The organism is Flavobacterium sp., from assembly GCF_046073885.1.
In the GTDB taxonomy this organism is placed as follows: Bacteria; Bacteroidota; Bacteroidia; order Flavobacteriales; family Flavobacteriaceae; genus Flavobacterium.
This window is the reverse complement of sequence record NZ_JBJTND010000048.1, coordinates 78,019-101,447: the sequence shown is the minus strand read 5'-3', so window position 1 is coordinate 101,447 and position 23,429 is coordinate 78,019. Positions and strand designations below refer to the sequence as shown.

The following is a 23,429-nucleotide window of genomic DNA, read 5'->3' as shown; positions in this document are numbered from 1 at the left end:
TCAGAAAATGAAATCAATAGAAAAGGCCTTATTTTATGTTTTTCTACTCAGTTTTACTGTGAATTGTGGCGGAAAAAATGAAGATCAAAACAAGGGAAAAGCAACGACTAAGAAATCTGGTACCTTTCCATTAGCTGTAAAAGGCAAAGAAATTTTTGAAGGTAAGGGGACATGTATTGCATGTCACAAATTGGATGTGAAATTAGTTGGACCAAGTATTCAAGAAATTGCCAAAATTTATAAAGAGAAAAAAATTAGTATTGCTACTTTTTTAGAGGGCACTGAAGAACCCGTAATTGATCCGGCACAATATGAGGTGATGAAAATTAATTTTGAACTTACCAAAAATTTCACCGATGAAGAAAGACAAGCTCTAGAGCAATATATTTTCAGTCAAGGGAAATAATCACGCCAGCAATGTCACAACTTACTTATTTCAAATGTCCTTTAGGAATTGCCAAAATAGTTGGTGATGCAATTGGCATTTCCGAAATTAGTATTTTGGATGAAGGTGAAGTTTCTAATTTTGTACCTAAAGAATTAGAACAAGCAGTTATTCAATTGCAAGAATATTTTGAAGGAAAACGAACCCATTTCGATTTGAAAATAAATCCAAAAGGCACCGATTTTCAGCGAAGTGTTTGGTATGAGTTACTAAATATTCCATTTGGGAAAACCTTATCCTATATGGAATTGTCTAAAAAAATAGGCGATGTAAAAGCCATCCGCGCCGTGGCTGCAGCCAATGGTAAAAACCCACTTTGGATTGTAATTCCGTGCCACAGAGTTATAGGTACTGACGGTTCATTAACAGGTTATGCCGGCGGTTTAGGGAGAAAAAAGTGGCTCTTGGATCTTGAAAACCCAACAAAGCAACAAAGTTTATTTTAGGCTCGAATTCTTAGATTTTTAGACTTTCTTAGATTACTTAGAATTTGTAGATTATTTTAGATTAATCTACAAAATTAAACTATCTTAGATTCTTGAAAGTACGTATTTCGAGTAGTTTTACCATTTATAAGTTCATTATGGTCTAATTGTTTTTTGTCACATCGAGTCTTAGCATCGATCTAGACAGCATAAAGTTGATAGTTTATAATAGTTTTCGACTGCGTTCGAACTGACAATTGGATTATTTTATAAAAGCAAAAGGTATTAAAATCCAAGAAATCTAAAACGTCTAAAAATCTAAGTAATCTAAGAAGTCTAAATTATGATTGAAAAAATCAACCTTAATAACATTTTATTTCTTGACATAGAAACCGTGCCGCAAGAAGAACATTTCAATTCTTTGGATGATGAGATGAAATCACTTTGGGAACACAAAACGCAATACCAACGAAAAGAAGAATTCACGGCTGAAGATTTTTATGATCGTGCTGGAATTTGGGCAGAATTCGGGAAAATTGTGTGTATTTCGGTAGGGTATTTCATCACCAAAGGCGACATTAGAAACTTTAGAGTGACTTCCTTTTTTGGCGAAGAAAAAAAGATATTAGTAGACTTTAATAATTTACTAAACAACCATTTTAATGGGCCTCAGCATATTCTTTGCGGACATAATGCTAAAGAATTTGACTTTCCATTTATCGCACGAAGAATGATCATCAACCAAATATCTATTCCGAGTAAACTGAATTTGTTTGGCAAAAAACCCTGGGAGATTCCACATTTAGACACCTTAGAATTGTGGAAATTTGGCGATTACAAACACTTTACTTCCTTAAAATTACTTACGAAAATATTGGGAATCCCTTCTCCTAAAGGCGATATTGACGGCAGCCAAGTGGGGCATGTTTTTTATGTAGAAAAAGACATCGACCGAATTATAACCTATTGTGAAAAAGATGTGATTGCGGTTGCCCAAGTATTTCTGAGATTTAGAAAAGAAGAATTGTTAATCGAAGACGAGATAATTCATGTGTAATTATTAATTGGGTAGGATATTTCCTATTTCGGTCTTTTTATTACTTTTACAAAAAAACAGATTATGGTTTTAAGTAGATTTTGGCTTGCTATTTTTATTTCATCAATCGCATTTGTGGTTTTCAGTTTTTTTACTGGAAACAGCTACACCACCGATTTTATTTTGAATGGTCAAAAAGACGATGCTATATTAATTTCAGAAAAATACATCAATCAAGTACCTGCTTTTATCAAAGACAGCATTGCCAAAGCACCCGAAAAAACTATGGTAATCAATAGGGACACTTTAAATGCCGATACTACATATGTTTACAAAAGCGGAACGATAAAAATTTTTAGTGGAAAACAAAAAGCAGATGGACTTTTGCCAACTTGTAAGAGCACATTATTGGATACAATAATCCCTTTAATCGCCTATTTGGCTTTCTTTTGCGGATTAATGCAATTGCTTATAGACTCTGGAGCTTCCGAAAAATTAGCCAAAAAATTAAGTCCGGTTTTCACCAAAATATTTCCTTCAGTGCCAAAAAACCACGAGTCTATTTCGTACATGACCTTAAATTTTGCTGCCAATTTTCTAGGGTTAGATTCTGCCGCGACACCATTTGGTTTAAAGGCCATGCAGAGTTTACAAGAGCTCAATACAGATAAAGACAAAGCCAGTGATGCACAAATCATGTTTTTGTGTTTGCATGCAGCCGGTCTTACTTTAATCCCAACATCCATTATTGGATATCGTGCAGCAGAACATGCCGCAAACCCTGCCGATGTAATGTTGCCTTGTATCATTACTTCTTTCATTGGGACAATTGCTGCTTTCTTGATTGTTGGTATTCGACAAAGAATTAATTTCAAAAGTGCTTCTTTAGTTCTTGCCTTGATCACCTTGATTGCTGCAATTGCAGGTTTGTTATTTTACATTAATCGATTGGATATTATTGGTAAAAACTTTTTCACTTCCAATCTTTCTGGGTTGATGTTGATTTCAATTATTGCTTTTACTTTGATTTTTTCATTTGTTAATGAGAAAAAATTTGCTGCTAAAGACACTACTGTTTTTGATGCTTTTGTAACTGGAGCCAATAATGGTTTGCAAACAGGAGTTAAAATATTTCCTTATGTTTTAGGGATGATGGTGGCGATTTCTTTTTTTAGAAATAGTGGTTTATTTGAAATTATAAGCAACGGAATTTCTTTTATGTTTTCGAATATTGGAGTTAGTAAAGACATAACCAATTCGTTGCCTGTTGCCATGTTGCGCCCATTTAGCTCAGGAGGTTCTCGTGGATTTATGATTGATGCAATGAAAACATTCCACCCCGATTCTTTCACTGGAAGGCTGAGTTGTATTTTTCAATGCAGTGCTGAAACTACTTTTTATGTAATTGCCGTTTACTTTGGCAGCATTAACGTTAAAAACACCCGCTATACTCTTGGGACAATGCTTTTGGTGGATTTGATATGTGTATTTGCTGCTATTTTTGTGGCTAGTTGGTTTTTTTAATATTTTTTCTTGTAAAGTAGCTACATCAATTTAGCAAAAATTTAATGTAGCAATCACGCAACTTTCCGTAACTTTACACATCAAAAATATTTTTCAAAATGGACTTTATATATCAAGATCCGTATCCGATAGTAAAAGACGATACACAATACAAAAAACTAACTTCCGACTTTGTAAAAGCTGAACAATTTGGCGATAGAGAAATTCTAACGGTAGATCCAAAAGGACTGGAATTACTAGCGCAAGAAGCCATGAACGAGGTTTCATTTATGTTGCGTACTTCGCATTTGCAGAAGCTAAAAAATATATTAGACGATCCTGAAGCCACCGATAACGACCGCTTTGTAGCCTACAATTTATTGCAAAATGCCGTGGTTGCTGTAAAAGGAGAATTGCCTTCTTGTCAAGATACCGGAACGGCAATTGTTATGGCCAAAAAAGGAGAAAATGTATATACGGGAGCCGATGATGCCGAGTATTTATCTAAAGGAATTTTTAATACCTATCAAAATAAAAACCTTCGTTATTCTCAAATCGTCCCGATTTCGATGTTTGAAGAAAAAAATTCGGGTTCAAATCTTCCAGCACAAATCGATATTTATTCAAAAAAAGGAAGCACCTACGAATTCTTATTCCTTGCAAAAGGAGGTGGATCTGCGAACAAAACGTTCTTGTACCAAAAAACCAAATCGTTATTAAATGACAAATCGATGGATGAATTCATCCGCGAGAAAATCAAAGATTTAGGAACTTCTGCTTGCCCGCCGTACCATTTGGCTTTAGTAATTGGAGGCACTTCTGCCGAAGCGAACTTGGCAGCAGTGAAAAAAGCATCTGCAGGATATTTTGATAATTTACCAACAACAGGAAACATGTCGGGGCAGGCTTTTCGTGATTTAGAATGGGAAAAGCGAGTGCATAAAATATGTCAAGAAAGTTCTATTGGCGCCCAATTTGGAGGTAAATATTTTGCTCATGATGTGCGTGTAATTCGTTTGCCAAGACACGCAGCTTCGTGTCCGGTTGGACTAGGTGTTTCTTGTTCTGCCGATCGAAACATTAAAGGAAAAATCACCAAAGACGGAATATTTTTAGAGCAATTGGAAGTAAATCCGAAGCAATTTTTGCCAGAAATTCCACCACATATGGAACAAGCGGTTGTGGTAGATTTGAATAGACCAATGCCGGAAATTTTAGCAGAATTAACCAAGCACCCAATTAAAACCAGATTGATATTAAACGGAACCTTAATCGTGGCTCGAGATATTGCACATGCTAAGATCAAAGAGCTTTTAGATGCAGGTAAACCAATGCCCGAATATTTTAAAAATCATCCAATTTATTATGCTGGTCCAGCAAAAACACCAGACGGAATGCCATCTGGAAGTTTTGGACCAACAACCGCTGGAAGAATGGATGTGTATGTAGAAGAATTTCAAAAAGCGGGTGGAAGTATGGTAATGCTAGCTAAAGGAAATAGAACTAACGAGGTTAAAGATGCTTGCCAAAAATATGGTGGTTTTTATTTAGGTTCTATTGGAGGCCCTGCTGCTATTTTAGCACAAGACAACATTTTGAAAGTTGAGGTAGTAGATTTCGAAGAATTAGGAATGGAAGCTGTAAGAAAAATCACCGTTAAAAATTTCCCAGCATTTATTATCACCGATGATAAAGGGAATGATTTCTTTGCTAATTTATAATTCACTAAAATAAAATTTATAAAACCTACAAGGTTTCCTTGTGGGTTTTATTTTTAATTAAACGTAACGCTTATGCCTTTTAAGGATTCTTTTTCGGAATTTTATTCGGAAGTAAAAACAAGTATTAAAGAGGAGACTTTTGCCAAATTAACTTTAGCTAAAACTATCGGAAATACCGAGTTAATGAATATATATGTGCGTTTAATTGTAATAGAAAACAACTTACAATTGGAATTGAAGTTTAAATTTCAAAAAGAAGAAATAGTTGAAATTCATACAATTGATTCCGCTTTCAACCGGTTGGCAGCATTTATTAATAACCCATTTTTAAGTGCCATTTTATTCACTACCGAAAGGGATTTAACCTATAAATTAAACAAAAAAAGAGCAGTAAGTGTAAATGAGCAAGCACCAAGTTTTACGCATGCGTCTACCGCTTTTTTGGAAATTAATAAATAAAATAAGGATTTTTTTAATCGATTATCATCTCTGGTATTTCGCCTTCAATAATCAAATCCGCTTCAGTTGAAGCAATAATATGTTCTACAGAAACTCCAGGAGCACGCTCTAACAGTTTGAAGCCTTTAGGAGTGATTTCTAGAACAGCCAATTCCGTTACCACTTTTTTCACACAACCAACTCCAGTTAAGGGCAAGGTACATTTTTTTAGAATTTTGCTTTCACCAGCTTTATTTACGTGCATCATAGCTACGATAATATTATCTGCAGAAGCAACCAAATCCATAGCGCCTCCCATCCCTTTTACCATTTTTCCGGGAATTTTCCAGTTGGCAATGTCTCCATTTTCTGAAACCTCCATTGCTCCAAGAATTGTTAAATCTACGTGTTGCCCACGAATCATTCCGAAACTAAAAGCAGAATCAAAAAAACTAGCACCAGGCAACGTGGTAATTGTTTGTTTTCCTGCATTAATTAAATCGGCATCTTCTTCACCTTCAAATGGGAATGGCCCCATTCCTAGAACTCCGTTTTCACTTTGAAATTCTACTGAAATATCGTTTCGAACATAGTTGGCTACCAAAGTTGGAATTCCAATCCCTAAGTTCACATAATAGCCGTCTTTTACTTCTTTGGCTATTCTTTTTGCTATGTCGTTTTTATCTAATGCCATTTATAATTTGATGATTTGAAAATTTGATGATTTGAAAATTAATTTTTCTTTGATGTAGATATTATTTTAGAAATTATCAAATTTATGGATTTTAACTTATTTATCAGTTCTGCACTTGGGTTTGGATAGAATTCTGAATTTTGACATAATTCAAGCCAAAAAAATAATTCATCTGCTTCCTTTGCCGAAATTTTGAATTTATGAATAAAATCGGCTTTGCTTTCAGCGTTTTGAGCCTCTCTTATATTCGCTCCTATCGAAGTTCCACTTCTGAAAATTTGTGAAGCCATTTCGAAACGATTTGATTTTCTAATTTCTTCCGAATAACTTATTATTTCTAAAGCAAGTTCAAAAGTTAATTTTACAATTAGATTATCTGTATCATTTCTCATCTTCAAATTTTCAAATTAAAGAATTGTCTAATTATTTCTGTCTCACAGTACGTTGCTCAATTCTTTTTTCAAATTTTTCACCTTGGAAAATACGCTGAATTAATATTCCTGGAATGTGAACCTGGTTTGGATCTAAAGTTCCAGCAGGCACAAATTCTTCTACTTCGGCAATCGTTATTTTGGCAGCGCCACACATACACGGGTTGAAGTTTCTTGCCGTTCCTTTAAAAATTAAATTCCCTGCTTCGTCACCTTTCCATGCTTTTACAATGGAGAAATCGGCTTTAAATGCGTGTTCCATTACGTGCATTTTTCCGTTAAATTCTCTTGTTTCTTTACCTTCTGCTACTTCAGTTCCAAAGCCAGCAGGAGTAAAAAATGCAGGAATACCAGCTTGTGCTGCGCGACATCTTTCTGCTAATGTTCCTTGTGGAATAAGTTCTACATCCAATTCGCCAGAAAGCATCTGTCTTTCAAACTCGGCATTTTCACCAACATAAGACGAAATCATTTTTTTGACTTGCTTTTGTTGTAATAATAAGCCTAGACCAAAATCATCAACCCCCGCATTATTAGAAATACAAGTCAAATTTTTAGTTCCTTTTTTTACTAATTCTGCAATAGAATTTTCAGGGATTCCGCACAGCCCAAATCCACCTAAAAGGATCGTCATATCATCTTCAATTCCTTGAAGTGCTTCTTGTACGGAGTTTACTTTTTTGTTTATCATAACACTAAATTTTACTAAAGCCCAAATTCATCAGGATTTTGTTCTTCGGTATTGGTAGAGTCTTTTACGGTTTCTCTTGGTGCGGAATAACAATCCACTTTTATTGAGAAATTTTCGGGTCTTTGGAATTCATCTTTAGAAATTAAAAGATCTGGATCTTCATAACATTTTTCCATAAAATAACCCCAAATTGGTAAGGCAGCTGTTGCTCCTTGTCCATAAGTAATGCTTTTAAAATGCGCCGATCGGTCTTCACATCCAACCCAAACACCAGTTACTAAATTAGGCACCATTCCGATAAACCAACCGTCCGATTGATTTTGTGAAGTTCCCGTTTTACCTGCAATAGGGTTTTTAAATACATATGGGTAGCCGGTCCAGCGGTTATCTCCGCTTCCGCCACTTTCTGTTCTAAGACGTTCACCCGAACCACCTTCGGTAACTCCTTCCAATAGTTTTATTACTGCAAATGAAACATCTTTACTCAATACATCATGCGATTCTGGAACAGGTTCAAAAATCACCGCTCCGTTTTTATCTTCAATTCTAGAAATGAATTGTGGTTTTATATAAACGCCTTGATTTGCAAATGTGCTGTAGGCAGCAACCATGTCTTGAACAGTAATATCTACCGCTCCAAGTGCTATAGAAGGTTGTACCGGAATTTCGGAACTAACTCCTAATTTTTTAGTTAATTCTACTACAGCTTCTGGTCCTGTTTTGTCAATTAATTTAGCGGAAATGATATTTACTGAGTTTGCTAATGCACGTTTCAAAGTCATCATTCCACGGTATTTTTGATCGGAATTTCTTGGCTCCCAATCTTCGGTTACGTGGTGACGTCCTTTACGAATCATAAATGGAGCATCCAATAATGTGTCGCATGGTGACATTCCTAATTGTTCAATAGCGGTCGCATAAACAAAAGGTTTAAAAGTAGACCCTACTTGACGCGCACCTTGGCCTACGTGATCGTATTGGAAATATTTGTAATTGATACCTCCAACCCAAGCTTTAATTTGCCCGGTTTGTGGTTCCATCGACATTAATCCAGCTTGTAGGAAATGTTTGTAATAACGAATAGAATCCAATGGTGTTATGATGGTATCGCGGTCGCCTTTCCAGGTAAAAACGGTCATTTTTGTTTTTCTGCTGAAAGAGGCAATAATTTCTTCATCGGTTTTATCCTCTGCTTTTAGTATTCGCCATCTTTCCGAATTTTTCATCGCTTGATTGATGATTTTATCAGTTTCTTGTTCGGTAATATTAACAAAAGGGGCATTTTTATTTTCTTTTTGTTGGATAAAAAACTCCTCTTGTAAATTTTTCATGTGAGCTTGAACCGCCTCTTCTGCATGTTCTTGAATTTTAGAATCTAAGGTCACATAAATTTTTAAACCATCCCCATAAATATCGTATTCTTCACCATCTGGTCTTTTATTTTCTTTAACCCAATTCTTCATGAAATCTCTAAGATATTCTCTAAAATAGGTTGCTGTACCATCCAAGTGACTTTCTGGATGAAAATCGAGAACGATCGGTTTTTTTTCTAATATCTTTTTGGCAGATTCTTCTAAATGGTGGTTTCTAACCAATTGTCCTAAAACTACATTTCTTCTTTTTAATGCTTTTTCTGGACGACGAACCGGATTAAATAGCGATGGATTGGTTAGCATTCCAACTAATAAAGCACTTTCCTCAACATTTAAATCACGAGGTTCTTTATTGAAATATACTTTGGCAGCAGAACGAATACCTACAGCACCATTCACAAAATCGACTTCATTAAAATACAAAGCGATGATTTCATTTTTGGTATATTGTCTTTCTAATCGAACCGCAATGATCCATTCTTTTGCTTTTTGAATCATACGAAAAGGAAGAAATTTAGATCCTTCTCCGTGAAATAAAAGTTTTGCTAACTGTTGGGTGATGGTACTAGCACCTCCATTGGAACCCAATTTAGCTGCAGCTCCAAAAGTTCTTCGAGCATCTATACCAGAGTGTTCGTAAAAACGTTCGTCTTCAGTTGAAACCAAGGCATCAACAAGAGATTTTGGTAAATCTTTGTATTTTATTGCCGTTCTATTTTCATTATAAAATTTTCCTAGTGTAACCCCATCCGAAGAGATGATTTCAGTTGCTAAATTGGAGTTTGGATTCTCTAAATCTTCAAAAGAAGGCATTTTCCCAAATAATCCCCAAGAAGCAAATAAGAAGAATAAGAAAATTCCTCCAATGCTATAAAAAAACAATTTCCAAAATTTCTTTTGGTAATATTGAATGTCTTTTACAGGCGTATTTTTTTTATTGTTTTGTAGTGCCATAGTTATTCATTTGTAGATTCTACTCTAAAACCTATTTCTGTAATTCCCTTTAAATTTTCTACACCAGCAATTTTTCCTGTTTGTCTTACGGCTTGCTGAATGTGAACTTTATATTCCCCTTTTTGATTAAAAGGAACATTTTCTTTGTAAAAAAGTTTGCTTTCTTTAACATCGGTAAATCCATCACCCATTAGCGTCCCATCAGGATTTGCCATTTTATATTCTAATGTATCTACTACTACCTTTTTGTTGGGTTGTTCTAGTGAAACGATTAAAAATAAATTATCAAAAGGATAATCATTGTTGTCTCTAACATTTACAAAAAGATTGTATTTTTTTTCACTTTCTAATTTAGGTAAATTAAAAGTGAGAATACTGTCTTGGTGCCATGAATTTCCTACTGATTTGTACTCGTCAAAAACAAGTTTTTTGTCGCAAGAAATAACAAAAAACACCATTAAAATAAATAGAAGGCTACTTTTTATCTTCATTTTTTTTAATAATAATTGCAGGTCTTTTACCTTCTGGTCTTGGGTTTTGATTCGGATTTTGATTTTGGTTTTGCCCTTGCTTGAAGTTGGAATTATGCGATTTATTTTTTGATTTATTTTTATTTCTTTTTGGCTGATCAAAACGAGTTAAACTTTCTTGACCCATAGCATTGGTAAAGTTTGCCTCTGGCTCAGCAATAATTTCAATCGCAAAATCTTCTAAAGATGAAACGCGTTTCTTTTCTTTATTTTGAGCAATTATTTCTTTAACCTGATCGATTTTTAGAACATGCCAACTCGAAAAATTATCGGTGTAGGCAAACCACATCAGACCTTTAAAAATATCTTGCTTTTGACAAATAGCATCTCCTTTTTCGGTGTGTAATTTGGTTTCAAATTCCGGAAAATCTTTAAGAGCATCCAAGTAGGTGTCTAATTCATAATTCAAACAACATTTTAATTTTCCACATTGTCCGGCTAATTTTTGAGGGTTTAAAGACAATTGTTGGTATCGTGCTGCAGAAGTATTTACACTTCTAAAATCGGTTAGCCAAGTTGAGCAACACAGTTCTCTACCACAAGAACCAATTCCTCCAAGGCGCGACGCTTCTTGTCTAAAACCAACTTGCTTCATTTCAATTCTTGCCTTAAAAACTTGCGCAAATTCTTTAATAAGTTGTCTAAAATCTACTCGGTCTTCGGCAGTATAATAGAAAATTGCTTTCGAACCATCTCCTTGAAACTCGATATCAGAAATTTTCATTTGCAATTTTAAAGCAATAGCAATTTCTCTTGCTTTAACCTTCATCGCTTCTTCTTTGTCGCGCGCATCACTCCAAATATCGATGTCTTTTTGAGATGCTTTTCGGTATACTTTTGGAATTTCTGCACTGGCATGATTCACCCCTTTTTTCTTCATTTGAATTTTAACCAATTCGCCTGTTAAGGTTACAATTCCAACATCATGACCTGGGGAAGCTTCTGTTGCAACAATATCTCCAATGCTAAGTGTAAGTTTTTCGGTATTTCTATAAAATTCTTTTCGACCGTTTTTAAAACGCACTTCTACGCAATCAAAAGGAGCTTCGCCATTGGGCAAACTCATGTTAGAAAGCCAATCGAAAACGGTTAATTTATTGCAGCTATCTGAGCCACAAGTTCCATTATTTTTACAACCCTTTGGTGCGCCACCATCTGAAGTTGAACAACTTGTACATGCCATAATTATATAGTAGTATTGCTAAGAAAGCAATGTAAGTTCATAAAACGATTAATTGGTAAAGATAGTATTTTTATAAAATATATTCCAATAAAAAAATTCCAAAAACCGAGGATAAAAATAACCTCCGGAATTTGGAATTTATAGGGTATTTAGCAACTAAATTTTAAGAGATAATTTTAAATAATTTATCTGATAATCGCACTCTAAATGGCACTTCAAAAGTTACTTTATCTCCTGGTTTTGCCGTAGTATTTTCTTGTCCGTTAACGAACATTTTTTCTAAAATATACTCCTCAGCACCTGTTGTTGGACCCGAAATTAGGAGCTTATCGCCAATATTTAGTTCATTATTCTGAATAATAAAAAGAGCGACTTGAGCTTTTACATAGTAATGTTCGGCTTTGCCAAGAAGTACTTTTTTTACTTTTATTTTCTGACGTATATCTTTTGGTTTTCCCGAATTATTTTCGGCAACAGCCAAAGCAATATCCGATAGATCTCCCGAATGTTTGAACAACAATTTTTCTGATTTTCCTTTTCGGAACACTTTATTGCCAACTTGAATTCCTCGGCGCAATTTTACTTGTTCTACTAGCGGTAAATGAATGGTTTCTAAGCATTCTGTTGAACAGCAATTTTCCATTGCGGCTTTGCATTCATCACATTGAATGAATAATAAATGACAGCCATCGTTTTCACAATTGGTGTGGTTGTCGCATGGTTTTCCACATTGGTGGCATTGTGAAATGATATCATCGGTAATACGCTCTCCCAATCGGTGGTCAAAAACAAAGTTCTTCCCTATGAATTTACTTTCAATATTTTCTTCCTTGATTTGTTTGGCATAATTAATAATTCCGCCTTCCAATTGGAATACATTTTTAAATCCTTGGTGTTTGAAATAAGCCGATGCTTTTTCACAACGGATCCCTCCGGTGCAGTACATCACCAAGTTTTTATCTTCTTTAAAATCTTTTAATTGCTCGTTGATGATCGGTAACGATTCGCGAAAAGTTTCCACATCGGGAGTAATAGCTCCTTTAAAATGACCAATTTCACTTTCGTAGTGGTTTCTAAAATCGACTACAATAGTATTGGGATCCTCTAATATTTGGTTGAAATCTTTGGCTTTTAAGTGTACACCAATATTGGTCACATCAAAAGTTTCATCATTTAATCCATCGGCTACAATTTTGTCTCGAACTTTAACCGTTAGTTTTAAAAACGAATGATCGTCGTGTTCAACCGCCACATTCAGGCGGATGTTTTTCATAAAATCATAAACTTCTAGAGTGGCTCTAAAAGCTTCAAAATTTTCTGCAGGAACACTCATTTGAGCATTAATTCCTTCTTTAGCAACATAGGTTCTGCCTAGTGCATCCAGTTGGTTCCAAGCAATAAATAAATCGTCGCGAAATTTTTTAGGGTCTTCAATTTTGGCATACGCATAGAAAGACAACGTAAGACGTTGTTTGCCGGCTTGGTCTATTAATTCGGCTCTTTCTTCTGCGCTTAAGGTGTTATACAGTTGCATGCTATAAACGTTTAAGGTTAGAAAAGGTTGAGTTCTAAATGGAAGAACTCTTTTGCAAAGATAATTTGAAAATTTGAAAATAAAAAAACCTCTTAAAAAATAATTCTAAGAGGTTTTATAAAGTTGTTTTTTGAATTAACAGAATTCTGCGTAAGCATCTTTTAAGTTTTCTGCAATCATCTCGGCAGGGCGACCTTCAATGTGGTGGCGCTCTAACATGTGCACCAATTCCCCGTTTTTAAACAACGCCATACTTGGTGATGAGGGCGGAAAAGGGAACATTTGTTGACGCGCTGCATCTACTGCTTCTTTATCTACACCTGCAAAAACAGTGATTAAATGATCTGGTTTTTTTGCTCCGTCTAAACTCATTTTTGCTCCTGGACGCGCATTTCTTGCCGCACATCCACAAACTGAATTTACAACCACTAAGGTAGTTCCATCTGCTTTAATTGCATTTTCTACGTCGCCTGCGCTATATAAATTTTGAAAACCTGCATCTGTTAACTCAGCACGCATTGGGTTTACCATTTCTTCTGGATACATAATTATATATGATTTAAAATTGTTTTACTGTTGCAAAGATAATCAGAATTCTATTCTTTAAATACTTCTGATCATAAAGATTTGTTATAGCAGAATAGAAAAATTAAAATCGGAAGAGCCTACCCAACAACGCCTTTACAAAAAGCATTTTTGGGCATTTCCAAATTACTTGAAGGTCTTCTAAAAGGGTAGTTTCTTCATCTAAAAATTTAAAGATAACGTTGGCATTTCCTTTTTGAAACATCGAAGAAAAAATAGTAGCCCCCAGATGATTTTTCTGATCTAAAATATCCAAAAGCAATAAATCATAAAACCAAAATTTATCTCTTTTTTGGAATTTTCTAAAATCGGAATTGTTGTCTAAAAACGATACTAACTGCTTTGCTTTTTTGGTGGTATTTTTAAAAGTATACCCGGTGCTGGCTTTGGTCCATCCACCGGCAGAGCCAATATGTAAAATGTTTTTGGTGTTGTTTTCCCAAAAAGGATAACAGGTCATTGGGATGTTTCCTTGTTCTTTTTCTACAATTTCATATTCGGTAATTCCCAGTTTTTGAATGTATTTTACAATTTCATCTTCGTATTCCGATATAGAAAGCAACTCTTTTGAAAACAAGGTATATTCTAATAAAGCTTCTGTTGAGGAAGTAGGTAAAACATACATGAATCGGGTGTTACCTTTTTGTTCTACAGAAAAATCCATGAAGGTAGCCGTTTCTTTTTGGAACACGGCTTCCTTAGATTTTATAAACCATCCCACAAAATGCTGTTGCAAGAGTGGGTATTTGGCTTGATTTTGCAACAAATTTGGATTGAAAATCGAATTGAAAATTTTATTGCAAGTGAAACTTTCGGTTTCAGTTTTAACAATACAAAGTGCGCCCAACTCTTCAAAATCGAGCACCTTCTGATTTACAAAATGAATGTTTTCTTGTTTGGATATTAATTCGAAAATTCGATTGTAAAAATCCAATCCTTTAATCATTTTGTATTGATACGGATCTAAATTTAATTTTCTTTCGAAAGCATCGTTTTTAAACCAAGCCGAATTCCATTTCGTTGATTCTAATGCTGGAAAAATAGAATGGGAATCCCAAAAGCACCATGTTCTATCGTTCGTTTTTTTTGGATTTTCATCCAAAAGCAAAATCGTTTTATCTTGAAATTTTCCAGATAAAATCATTTCATGTACGGTCATTAATGCCGATAATCCGCTCCCGGTAAAAATGTAATGGTAGTGCTTCACGATTCAAATATATAGATTTCTTAAAATTTAATCTGTATTTTTGACCTTAATAAGCAAATACTTATGAGCAAATCACTAGAGGAAGTAAACCAATCGGTTGCAACTAGCGGGAATAAAACAGGTTTTAGAAAAGTTTTGGCTTTTCTTGGGCCGGCTTATTTAATCAGTGTAGGCTATATGGATCCAGGAAATTGGGCCACAGATATAGCCGGCGGTAGTCAGTTTGGGTATACTTTAGTATGGGTTTTATTAATGAGTAATTTAATGGCTTTGCTATTGCAAAGTTTGAGCGCCCGTCTCGGAATTGTTACCCAGCGCGACTTGGCACAGGCTTCTCGAGAAACCTATTCGCCATTTATCAATTACATACTTTACTTTCTTGCCGAAATTGCCATTGCTGCTTGTGATTTGGCTGAGGTACTCGGAATGGCCATCGGAATTAATTTACTCACCGGATTGCCTTTAATTTATGGGGTGCTCATTACTGTTTTAGATACTTTTTTATTGCTTTTTCTCATCAATAAAGGAATTCGAAAAATGGAAGCGTTTATTATTGCTCTAGTGATGATTATTGCGCTTTCCTTTGTAGTTGAATTGTTTTTTGCCCAACCCGAAATGGGCAGTGTCATGAAAGGATTAATACCTACTTTGCCAAATGAAACCGCACTTTATATTGCTATTGGAATTATTGGCGCCACTGTGATGCCACACAATTTATATTTGCACTCATCATTGGTGCAAACCCGAAAATTCGACCGAAGTAATGAAGGCATCAAGCAAGCTTTGAAATACAATTTTATTGACAGCACCATAGCCTTGAATTTGGCCTTTTTTGTAAATGCTGCGATATTGATTTTGGCAGCGGCCACTTTTTATAAAAACGGCTTGTTTCAGGTTGCCGAAATTCAAGATGCCTACAAATTATTGGCACCTATTTTAGGAAATAAATGGGCTCCAATTTTATTTGCTGTGGCATTAATTGCAGCAGGACAAAGTTCTACGATTACAGGAACTTTAGCCGGTCAAATCATCATGGAAGGGTATTTAAATTTGAGAATTCAACCGTGGGTGCGTCGAATCATTACGAGAATAATCGCTATTGTTCCAGCCTTAATTGTGATCTTAATTTATGGGGAAAGCGTAACCGGGAAAATGCTCATTTTTAGCCAGGTGATTTTGAGTTTACAGTTGGGGTTTGCTATTATTCCGTTGATTCATTTTGTAAGCGATAAATCAAAAATGAAAGGGTTTCATATAAGTAAATTCCTACAATTTCTCTCGTGGATTATTGCATTAATAATTGTTTCCTTAAATGCTAAATTGGTTTTTGACGAAATAAAGGGATGGTTGGAAACTTCCAATAATCCAATTGTGTTGTGGGCAACGGTTGTTCCGTTGGCGTTTGCATTTTTAGTGTTGCTTTTGTACATTATTTTTAAACCAATTGTAGCAAATGTTAAAAACAAAATACACAATCATTTACCGCATAATATTAATTTGAATTTTGAGCAATCCGAATCCTATCGGAAAAAGAAAATTGCCATTTCAATTGATTTTTCTGGTGCCGATGAAAGAGCAATAAATAGCGCATTTGAATTGGGCGGGAAGGAAGCACACTATACTTTAATTCATGTGGTAGAAACCGTTGGTGCTATGATTTATGGTATTCATACCGATGATCATGAAACTTCTATTGATGAAAAATTGTTGTTAGATTACCAAGAAATGTTGGCTGCAAAAGGATTCAATGTTGCTGTACAACTAGGATTTGGCAAACCGAATAAAGCCATTTCAAAAATTGTAAACGAAGGCGATTTTGATATTTTAGTAATGGGAACCCATGGCCACACCGGGATTAAAGACCTACTCTTTGGGACTACGGTAGACCAAGTGCGCCACAGAATTACCATTCCGTTGTTTTTGGTGAAAAATTAAAAAGATGAAAAAAATTCTAGTTCTTTTATTTACTTTCTCATTCGGGATTGTTTTCGCGCAAAGCGAATTGAAAATTACTTCCAAAAAAGGGAATTCAAAACAAGAATACAACTTCCAATTAACTAAAGTTTTTGATGATTCAAGATGTCCGGAAGGGGTGACTTGTATATGGGCAGGTGAAGTATCAGCAGAATTAAAAGTCTATAAAAACAAGAAATTTTTTGAATTAAAAACACTCACTTTTAATTCAAAAAATAAAGAAGAAAATTTAAAATGGTTTGGAAAGTATTTTACAAGAAAAATCAAATCAATTTCGGTGAATCCGTATCCCAAAGAAGGGCAAACAATAAAATTCAAAAATCAATATTTATTGATTGTTTTTGAGGATTAATTGCATCCACAATCCTCGTTATCTCCACAATTTTTTTTTGGTTTTTTCTTTCCAAAAAACTTATTGTATAAATAAGATAAAGCAATTCCTAAAGCAAAGTAAACGAGTATTTGTTGCATGTTATTGTAAAATTTGATACGCCAATAAAGCAGATAGATAAGCCAATCCGCTCATAAATATTAATTGAACCAATGGCCATTTCCATGAATTGGTTTCTTTTTTAACAATGGCCAAGGTACTGATGCATTGCATGGCCAAAGCGTAATATATTAGTAAGGAAATTCCAGTGGCGAAACCAAAAGTTTTGCTTCCGTCTTCGCGAATTTCGTTTTTCATTTGCTCTTTTATTGTTGCCTCTTCATCGCTGTGATTTCCTACGCTATAGATGGTTGCCAAAGTTCCAACAAAAACTTCACGAGCCGCAAACGAGCTCACCACAGCAATTCCGATTTTCCAATCATAGCCTAATGGTTTAATAGCGGGTTCAATATATTTTCCTATGGTTCCAATGTAGGAATGCTCTAATTTGTATTCGCTAAGCTTGTTTTCATAATTGGTGTCAGTAGTTTTTACGGATTGAGACACCATATTTTGGGCATTCCCAAAAGTAGCATCGGGCCCATGAGACCCTAAAAACCAAAGCACAATTGAAATCGCTAATATGATTTTTCCCGCTCCAAAAACAAAGGCTTTTGTTTTTTCGATGATGTTAATCGCTACATTTTTAAATAACGGAATTTTGTAACTCGGCATTTCAACCACAAAATACGATTTGGAACTTATTTTTAATACTTTATTCAAAATATAAGCCGAAAGCAAAGCCATCCCGAAGCCCAATAAATACAATCCCATTAGGGTTAGCCCCTGCAAACTCAAGAAACCAAAAATTCGTTGTTGCGGAATTATTAAGGATATTAAAATGGCATAAACCGGTAATCTTGCCGAACAGGTAATGAATGGCGTTACCAAAATAGTGATCAATCGTTCTTTCCAATTTTCAATGTTTCTAGCGCCCATAATTGCCGGAATAGCGCAGGCAGTCCCAGAAATTAATGGCACAATACTTTTACCTGAAAGTCCGTAACGGCGCATGATTTTATCCATTAAAAACACTACACGACTCATGTAACCGCTTTCTTCCAGTACAGAAATGAATAAAAATAAAAAGGCAATTTGCGGGATAAAAATTAAAATTCCCCCAATTCCCGGAATGATTCCTTCACTAATTAAATTTGTGAATTCGCCTGCAGGCAAATGGTTTTTGGCATAGGAACTTAAATTGGCAAACGAACGGTCAATAAAATCCATTGGGATGCTACTCCAATCAAAAATCGACTGAAAAATTCCGAATAAAACCACAAAGAAAATTAAGTATCCAAATACCTTGTGCGTAATTACTCGATCTAGTTTTGCTCTAATATCGGAGGCTTTAGATTGATCAATTTTTTGACCTAATTTTAAGGTTTCATTTATAAATTGATACCGCTTGATAGTCTCTTTTTGTTGCAAACGTTTTAGATCGGCATGCGATTTAGTAAACGAACTTTTCATTTCGTTCCGATCCAAATTCAAGAAATTCACATCTTGAGTAATTACCAACCAAAGTTTATAAACCAATTGATTTGGAAATGCTTTTTTTAATTTGTCAAAATATTCGACATCTATACATGAAGCATTTAAGCACGGTTTTGTGGGAAGCGATTCAAAGTTAAGAATCAGTTCTTTTATTTTTTCAATTCCGATTTTTTTTCTCGAACTCACCAAAGCAATTTTGGTTTGCAACTCTTTTTCTAGAAGCGGAATGTTTAATTCAATTCCTTTAAGTTGCATTCGGTCGCTCATGTTGATGACCAAAATGGTTGGAATTTCTAGATCTTTTATTTGGGTAAAAAGAAGTAGGTTTCGTTTTAAGTTTTCTACTTCTGTAACCACCACCACCACATCGGGATAATTTTCGTCTTTTTTATTCATTAACAACTCAATCACCACATTTTCATCAATAGAACTAGCGTTTAAGCTATAGGTTCCGGGTAAATCAATGATAGTTGCTTTAGTTGTTTCGTTTAGTTTGCAAGCACCTATTTTCTTTTCAACGGTGATTCCAGGATAATTCCCCACTTGTTGGTGCAAGCCGGTAAGCTGGTTAAAAACCGAAGTTTTTCCAGTATTTGGATTACCAATTAGCGCAACTTTAATGGGATCTTTAGTCATTATTGTTTGGATTAATGACCACTTTAATTTCTTTTGCTGTTTCCAATCGAATGGCCACATGCGAATCATTCACATTAAAATAAAGCGGACAGCCAAAAGGAGCAATTTGAATCAATTCAATCGAATTACCTGGCAGGCAACCCATTTCGAGTAATTTTAATGGAATGGTATCTACATCAAAGTCAACGATGATTCCTTTTTGCCCAATTTTAAGATCCCCAACAGTGATTTGCACGTCTTTATTTAGATTGAATTAAAATACAAAAGTAAGTATTTGCAATGAAAATTTTATGATAATTGTTAGGTTTCCAATAATTTTTTTATTCTTTTTCCGAACAAAGAAAATTAATGTCTTCTAGAAGTTGTTTTACATTTTTTATGCCCGGCTCGGTTGGGCCATCAAGATTGGTGCCGTCATAAAATCCGCGAACGCGTCGTTTAGAATCTACTAAAACAAAATTTTCAGTGTGCACCATATCATACATTTCGGAAGGTTTTCCTGTTTTTACTGCCAAATAGGATTTTCGAGCAATGAAGTAAATATCTTTTTTGTTTCCGGTAACTAAATTCCATTTGCTGTCAATTACTCCTTTTTCAAGAGCATATTTTTTTAATACCGAAACGCTATCAATTTCTGGTGTAACCGAATGCGAAAGCAACATAACTTTCGGGTTGTTCTTGATTTGATTTTGCAGCCAAGTCATATTATTGGTCATTTTTGGGCAAATAGACCTGCAAGTAGTAAAGAAAAAATCGGCTACATAAATTTTGCCTTCATAGTCTTTTTGGGTGATGGTTTTTCCGTTTTGATTAGTAAAAGAAAAATCGGCAATGGTATGATCTAAAGCTACATATTGAATCGTAGAATCTACCATTTCCGGATTCACATCACTTGGATTATAAATTGGAAGCGTTTTTTTTGGTTTTAAAACCACATAAAACGCACTAATTGTGATTATGGAAAACACCACAAAAAAACCAATAAACAGGCGGTACTCTTTAAGTTTACGGAACATCTTTTTTTTTCAAAGGTACAAAACAACTGTTTTATTAAAAAACTAGATTTTTACTACTCGGCAGAATATTTAATTTTTAACATTTGGTTTAGTAAAAATTAATAGATTTGTGAAAACAAACAATAAAATATTATGAAAATACAAAATTCTATTAAGTTGGGCTTGTTGGCAGCTGGATTGTTATCCTTAAGCCAAGGAATTGCACAACAAAAAAAACCAGGAATTGCCATTGATTTAATGGATAAATCGGTTCGACCAAACGACAATTTCTTTCAATTTGTAAATGGAACTTGGTTAAAAAACACCGCTATTCCAGCAGATAAAACCCGTTGGGGAAGTTTTGATGAATTGCGTCAAAACACCGACAAAGATGCTTTGGCAATTTTAAATGCTGCTTCAAAAGATCCAAAATACAAATCGAATACCGATCAAGGGAAAGCGATTAATATTTACAAATCGGTTATGGATACCGTGGCTAGAAACAAGCAGGGTATTAAACCAATTTTGGCTGATTTAGCTAAAATTAATGCGGTAAAAAATACTGCTGATTTGCAAAAATTATTAATGGATAACGAAGCTGTTGGTGGTGGTGCTGGATTTTTTGGTTTCGGAATTGGAGCTGACGAGAAAAATAGTAATCGTAATGTTGTGAGTTTAGGACCTGGTTCTTTAGGTTTGCCAGATCGTGATTATTATGTTTCTGAAGATACTGATTCTAAAGAAAAAAGAGCAAAATATGTGCTTCATGTTGCTAAAATGTTGCAATATATTGGAGAAACTCCAGCTCAAGCAAAAGAAGACGCAGAGAAAATCCTAGCTTTAGAAATTCAAATGTCTAAACCGAGATTGGATCGTGTAGAACGTAGAGATAGTAAAAAACAATACAACCCAACTGCTGTAGCCGACTTGAAAAAAATGGTCCCAATTATTGATTGGAATTCTTATATAAAAGGAATTGGTATAGCAAAAGTGGATACAGTAATTGTTTCGCAACCTAGATATATGGCTGCTTTGCAAACTATTTTCACTGAAAATAAAGTAGACGATTGGAAAGCTTACATGCGTTGGATGTTATTAAGAAGCGCTGCTGGACAACTTTCAACAGAAATTGAAACGGCTAACTGGGAGTTTTATGGTAAAGCATTAACAGGTGCATTAAAGCAACGTCCACGTCATGAAAAAGCGTTACAAGTTGTAAATGGAACTGTTGGAGAATCTTTAGGTAAACTATATGTAGAGAAAATGTTCCCTGCTGAAGCTAAAACTAAAGCTTACAATATGATTCAAAATATTATTCGTGCCTACAGAGCAAGAATCAATAATTTGACTTGGATGTCTCCAGAAACAAAAACCAAAGCAATTGAAAAATTAGAAAAACTAACAATTAAAATTGGTTACCCAGACAAATGGGAAGATTATTCTGCAATGATAGTAAAAAGCCCAGCGGAAGGCGGAAGCTATTTTGAAAACATGAAAAATGTTTCTAGTTGGGGTTGGAAAAAAGATTTAGCTAAATTGGGCAAACCAGTTGATAAAACCGAATGGGGAATGTCACCACAAACGGTAAATGCGTATTACAATCCATCGTATAACGAAATTGTATTCCCTGCAGCTATCTTACAACCACCTTTCTATGATTATAAAGCAGACGAAGCGGTTAATTATGGTGGAATTGGTGCCGTTATCGGTCATGAAATCTCTCACGGATTTGATGATGAAGGTGCAACTTTCAATGCAGATGGAAATTTAGTAGACTGGTGGACTGCCGATGATTTAGCTAAGTTTACAGCTTTAGGTGGTGCTTTAGCAGATCAATATTCTGCATTAGAGCCACTACCTGGGATTCATGTAGATGGTAAATTTACTTTAGGTGAAAACATTGGAGATTTAGGTGGAATTAATGCTGCTTATGATGGGTTACAATTGTTTTTAAAAGAAAATGGAAATCCAGGATTAATTGATGGATACACTCCAGAGCAACGTTTATTTATTTCTTGGGCAACCATTTGGAGAAGTAAAATTCGTGATGAAGCATTGAAAAACCAAGTGAAAACTGATCCACATTCTCCAGGAATGTATCGTGCTTATGTACCATTAACAAATCTAGATACTTTCTTTCAAGCATTTGATATTAAAGAAGGTGACGGAATGTATGTTGCACCAGAAAAACGAGTTAAAATCTGGTAATCAAAATAAGAACACAAAAAAAGGCGCAAGAAATTGTGCCTTTTTTAATTTATGGTCTGTCTGAGCTTGTTGAAGACTTACTTCACTATTTGGCTTTTTATAATTTAATATTTTTAAAAGAGTACCCTAAAATGTGTTCTACTTTTTCACAACTAATAAGTTTTCCAATAGAAGGTTTACTTTCATTAAAATGTGGTAAAGCCAAATTCAATTCGATTGCTTTTTGAGTGTAATATTCTTTTCGAGTTGGGTGAAAAGGAGCCGCCGCATTAAAGGTTTCGTTCCAATTGTAATTTTCATTCTGGGCCTTCTGAATAATTTTTTCAATTATTCCGATGCAATCCTCCTGATGAATTAAATTAATCGGCGCTTCTGGATTTTCAATATTAGTTTTTCCTGAAAGGAATTGTATCGGATGTCGATCTGCTCCAATCAAACCACCAAAACGAATTACGGTAGTTTGAAAATTTTCATTGCTTTGTAAAAGCACTTCTGCTTCTAATAATTGCTTTCCGCTTTCCGTATCTGGATTCGTAATAGATTCCTCGGTAATCGTAACATTTTCATCTGCATACACCGAAGTCGAACTCACAAAAAGCACTTTTTTCACCGAAGAATTTTCGATAAACGGAATTAAATTTTGAATCTTTTTTACAAATGTCTTACTGAGCGCAGTCGAAGTATCTAAAGCATTTCCTCGCAATTTAGGTGGAATATCGATAATTAGAATTTCAGAATTTTTCAAAAAGTAATCCATTTCACCCTCCAATTTTTCTTCCGATAAGCAAATTAAAAAGGGAGTAATTCCAGCATTATGCAACATCGGAATTTTATTTTCTGAAGTAGTAGAACCCGAAATTAAATAGCCCTTTTGAAGCAACGATTTTGCTAAAGGAAATCCCAACCAACCGCAACCAAGAATACTAATTTGCTTCATTT

The 23,429-nt window shown here is 34.8% G+C and carries 22 protein-coding genes; 9 read left to right on the top strand and 13 right to left on the bottom strand.

The window, feature by feature from the left end:
* Positions 1-7 precede the first annotated feature (7 nt).
* From ACKOWY_RS06705 to ACKOWY_RS06680, 6 genes are all read left to right on the top strand, one after another.
* Positions 8-406 carry a c-type cytochrome gene (locus ACKOWY_RS06705; RefSeq protein WP_408940668.1) on the top strand — a complete coding sequence of 133 codons (399 nt, stop codon included), beginning with the start codon at positions 8-10 and terminating at the stop codon, positions 404-406.
* A gap of 11 nt (positions 407-417) precedes the next feature.
* Positions 418-891, top strand: a complete 474-nt coding sequence (locus tag ACKOWY_RS06700; RefSeq protein WP_408940667.1) for a methylated-DNA--[protein]-cysteine S-methyltransferase — start codon at positions 418-420, stop codon at positions 889-891.
* 322 nt (positions 892-1,213) lie between these two features.
* Complete coding sequence (locus ACKOWY_RS06695; protein ID WP_408940666.1) at positions 1,214-1,927, top strand: 3'-5' exonuclease; 714 nt, start codon at positions 1,214-1,216, stop codon at positions 1,925-1,927.
* A gap of 63 nt (positions 1,928-1,990) precedes the next feature.
* Positions 1,991-3,430: a nucleoside recognition domain-containing protein gene (locus ACKOWY_RS06690; RefSeq protein ID WP_408940665.1), complete on the top strand. Its 1,440-nt coding sequence runs from the start codon at positions 1,991-1,993 to the stop codon at positions 3,428-3,430.
* Positions 3,431-3,528: 98 nt separating this feature from the next.
* Complete coding sequence (locus tag ACKOWY_RS06685) at positions 3,529-5,130, top strand: fumarate hydratase (RefSeq protein WP_408940664.1); 1,602 nt, start codon at positions 3,529-3,531, stop codon at positions 5,128-5,130.
* Between the two features lie 72 nt (positions 5,131-5,202).
* A complete protein-coding gene (locus tag ACKOWY_RS06680; protein ID WP_408940663.1) occupies positions 5,203-5,589 on the top strand; it encodes a hypothetical protein in 387 nt (128 codons plus the stop codon).
* Between the two features lie 13 nt (positions 5,590-5,602).
* On the opposite strand, the gene ACKOWY_RS06675 is transcribed toward ACKOWY_RS06680, so the two are convergent.
* The 9 genes from ACKOWY_RS06675 to ACKOWY_RS06635 form a co-directional block, all read right to left on the bottom strand.
* Positions 5,603-6,262 (bottom strand): CoA transferase subunit B, encoded by a 660-nt coding sequence (locus ACKOWY_RS06675; RefSeq protein ID WP_408940662.1) that lies wholly within the window; start codon positions 6,260-6,262, stop codon positions 5,603-5,605.
* A gap of 38 nt (positions 6,263-6,300) precedes the next feature.
* Positions 6,301-6,654, bottom strand: coding sequence for a four helix bundle protein (locus ACKOWY_RS06670; protein ID WP_408940661.1), 354 nt, complete (start codon positions 6,652-6,654; stop codon positions 6,301-6,303).
* A gap of 31 nt (positions 6,655-6,685) precedes the next feature.
* Positions 6,686-7,384, bottom strand: coding sequence for a CoA transferase subunit A (locus tag ACKOWY_RS06665; protein WP_408940660.1), 699 nt, complete (start codon positions 7,382-7,384; stop codon positions 6,686-6,688).
* 14 nt (positions 7,385-7,398) lie between these two features.
* The gene (locus tag ACKOWY_RS06660) at positions 7,399-9,711 is read right to left on the bottom strand and encodes a penicillin-binding protein 1A (protein ID WP_408940659.1); all 2,313 of its coding nucleotides are present in this window, start codon (positions 9,709-9,711) and stop codon (positions 7,399-7,401) included.
* Positions 9,712-9,713: 2 nt separating this feature from the next.
* Positions 9,714-10,202: a gliding motility lipoprotein GldH gene (locus ACKOWY_RS06655; protein WP_408940658.1), complete on the bottom strand. Its 489-nt coding sequence runs from the start codon at positions 10,200-10,202 to the stop codon at positions 9,714-9,716.
* Entirely contained in the window at positions 10,186-11,424 is a 1,239-nt protein-coding gene (locus ACKOWY_RS06650) for a stage 0 sporulation family protein (RefSeq protein ID WP_408940657.1), read from the bottom strand. The genes ACKOWY_RS06655 and ACKOWY_RS06650 overlap by 17 nt, the downstream gene beginning before the upstream one ends.
* 163 nt (positions 11,425-11,587) lie before the next feature.
* Positions 11,588-12,958: a rhodanese-related sulfurtransferase gene (locus ACKOWY_RS06645; RefSeq protein ID WP_408940656.1), complete on the bottom strand. Its 1,371-nt coding sequence runs from the start codon at positions 12,956-12,958 to the stop codon at positions 11,588-11,590.
* A 135-nt stretch (positions 12,959-13,093) separates the two neighbouring features.
* Positions 13,094-13,504: a BrxA/BrxB family bacilliredoxin gene (locus ACKOWY_RS06640; RefSeq protein WP_408940655.1), complete on the bottom strand. Its 411-nt coding sequence runs from the start codon at positions 13,502-13,504 to the stop codon at positions 13,094-13,096.
* Positions 13,505-13,607: 103 nt separating this feature from the next.
* Entirely contained in the window at positions 13,608-14,750 is a 1,143-nt protein-coding gene (locus ACKOWY_RS06635; protein ID WP_408940654.1) for a lycopene cyclase family protein, read from the bottom strand.
* A 63-nt stretch (positions 14,751-14,813) separates the two neighbouring features.
* On the opposite strand from ACKOWY_RS06635, the gene ACKOWY_RS06630 reads away from it, so the two are divergent.
* Both ACKOWY_RS06630 and ACKOWY_RS06625 read left to right on the top strand, forming a co-directional pair.
* Positions 14,814-16,685 (top strand): Nramp family divalent metal transporter, encoded by a 1,872-nt coding sequence (locus tag ACKOWY_RS06630; protein ID WP_408940653.1) that lies wholly within the window; start codon positions 14,814-14,816, stop codon positions 16,683-16,685.
* A 4-nt stretch (positions 16,686-16,689) separates the two neighbouring features.
* Positions 16,690-17,076, top strand: coding sequence for a hypothetical protein (locus tag ACKOWY_RS06625; protein WP_408940652.1), 387 nt, complete (start codon positions 16,690-16,692; stop codon positions 17,074-17,076).
* A 120-nt stretch (positions 17,077-17,196) separates the two neighbouring features.
* On the opposite strand, the gene feoB is transcribed toward ACKOWY_RS06625, so the two are convergent.
* The 3 genes from feoB to ACKOWY_RS06610 all read right to left on the bottom strand — a co-directional run bounded on the left by feoB (position 17,197) and on the right by ACKOWY_RS06610 (position 20,303).
* Complete coding sequence (gene feoB / locus ACKOWY_RS06620) at positions 17,197-19,287, bottom strand: ferrous iron transport protein B (protein ID WP_408940651.1); 2,091 nt, start codon at positions 19,285-19,287, stop codon at positions 17,197-17,199.
* Positions 19,280-19,522 (bottom strand): ferrous iron transport protein A, encoded by a 243-nt coding sequence (locus ACKOWY_RS06615; RefSeq protein WP_408940650.1) that lies wholly within the window; start codon positions 19,520-19,522, stop codon positions 19,280-19,282. The genes feoB and ACKOWY_RS06615 overlap by 8 nt, the downstream gene beginning before the upstream one ends.
* A gap of 85 nt (positions 19,523-19,607) precedes the next feature.
* The gene (locus tag ACKOWY_RS06610; RefSeq protein WP_408940649.1) at positions 19,608-20,303 is read right to left on the bottom strand and encodes an SCO family protein; all 696 of its coding nucleotides are present in this window, start codon (positions 20,301-20,303) and stop codon (positions 19,608-19,610) included.
* A gap of 132 nt (positions 20,304-20,435) precedes the next feature.
* Between ACKOWY_RS06610 and ACKOWY_RS06605 the strand changes: the two genes are divergently transcribed.
* Positions 20,436-22,490, top strand: coding sequence for a M13 family metallopeptidase (locus tag ACKOWY_RS06605; RefSeq protein WP_408940648.1), 2,055 nt, complete (start codon positions 20,436-20,438; stop codon positions 22,488-22,490).
* A gap of 97 nt (positions 22,491-22,587) precedes the next feature.
* On the opposite strand, the gene ACKOWY_RS06600 is transcribed toward ACKOWY_RS06605, so the two are convergent.
* Entirely contained in the window at positions 22,588-23,427 is an 840-nt protein-coding gene (locus ACKOWY_RS06600) for an SDR family oxidoreductase (protein WP_408940647.1), read from the bottom strand.
* Positions 23,428-23,429 lie beyond the last annotated feature (2 nt).

Bases quoted from the DNA above. Each gene is read 5' to 3' on its own strand.
- ACKOWY_RS06705 (WP_408940668.1), top strand. From the start codon at position 8: ATGAAATCAATAGAAAAGGCCTTATTTTATGTTTTTCTACTCAGTTTT.
- ACKOWY_RS06700 (WP_408940667.1), top strand. From the start codon at position 418: ATGTCACAACTTACTTATTTCAAATGTCCTTTAGGAATTGCCAAAATA.
- ACKOWY_RS06695 (WP_408940666.1), top strand. From the start codon at position 1,214: ATGATTGAAAAAATCAACCTTAATAACATTTTATTTCTTGACATAGAA.
- ACKOWY_RS06690 (WP_408940665.1), top strand. From the start codon at position 1,991: ATGGTTTTAAGTAGATTTTGGCTTGCTATTTTTATTTCATCAATCGCA.
- ACKOWY_RS06685 (WP_408940664.1), top strand. From the start codon at position 3,529: ATGGACTTTATATATCAAGATCCGTATCCGATAGTAAAAGACGATACA.
- ACKOWY_RS06680 (WP_408940663.1), top strand. From the start codon at position 5,203: ATGCCTTTTAAGGATTCTTTTTCGGAATTTTATTCGGAAGTAAAAACA.
- ACKOWY_RS06675 (WP_408940662.1), bottom strand. From the start codon at position 6,262: ATGGCATTAGATAAAAACGACATAGCAAAAAGAATAGCCAAAGAAGTA.
- ACKOWY_RS06670 (WP_408940661.1), bottom strand. From the start codon at position 6,654: ATGAGAAATGATACAGATAATCTAATTGTAAAATTAACTTTTGAACTT.
- ACKOWY_RS06665 (WP_408940660.1), bottom strand. From the start codon at position 7,384: ATGATAAACAAAAAAGTAAACTCCGTACAAGAAGCACTTCAAGGAATT.
- ACKOWY_RS06660 (WP_408940659.1), bottom strand. From the start codon at position 9,711: ATGGCACTACAAAACAATAAAAAAAATACGCCTGTAAAAGACATTCAA.
- ACKOWY_RS06655 (WP_408940658.1), bottom strand. From the start codon at position 10,202: ATGAAGATAAAAAGTAGCCTTCTATTTATTTTAATGGTGTTTTTTGTT.
- ACKOWY_RS06650 (WP_408940657.1), bottom strand. From the start codon at position 11,424: ATGGCATGTACAAGTTGTTCAACTTCAGATGGTGGCGCACCAAAGGGT.
- ACKOWY_RS06645 (WP_408940656.1), bottom strand. From the start codon at position 12,958: ATGCAACTGTATAACACCTTAAGCGCAGAAGAAAGAGCCGAATTAATA.
- ACKOWY_RS06640 (WP_408940655.1), bottom strand. From the start codon at position 13,504: ATGTATCCAGAAGAAATGGTAAACCCAATGCGTGCTGAGTTAACAGAT.
- ACKOWY_RS06630 (WP_408940653.1), top strand. From the start codon at position 14,814: ATGAGCAAATCACTAGAGGAAGTAAACCAATCGGTTGCAACTAGCGGG.
- ACKOWY_RS06625 (WP_408940652.1), top strand. From the start codon at position 16,690: ATGAAAAAAATTCTAGTTCTTTTATTTACTTTCTCATTCGGGATTGTT.
- feoB (WP_408940651.1), bottom strand. From the start codon at position 19,287: ATGACTAAAGATCCCATTAAAGTTGCGCTAATTGGTAATCCAAATACT.
- ACKOWY_RS06610 (WP_408940649.1), bottom strand. From the start codon at position 20,303: ATGTTCCGTAAACTTAAAGAGTACCGCCTGTTTATTGGTTTTTTTGTG.
- ACKOWY_RS06605 (WP_408940648.1), top strand. From the start codon at position 20,436: ATGAAAATACAAAATTCTATTAAGTTGGGCTTGTTGGCAGCTGGATTG.
- ACKOWY_RS06600 (WP_408940647.1), bottom strand. From the start codon at position 23,427: ATGAAGCAAATTAGTATTCTTGGTTGCGGTTGGTTGGGATTTCCTTTA.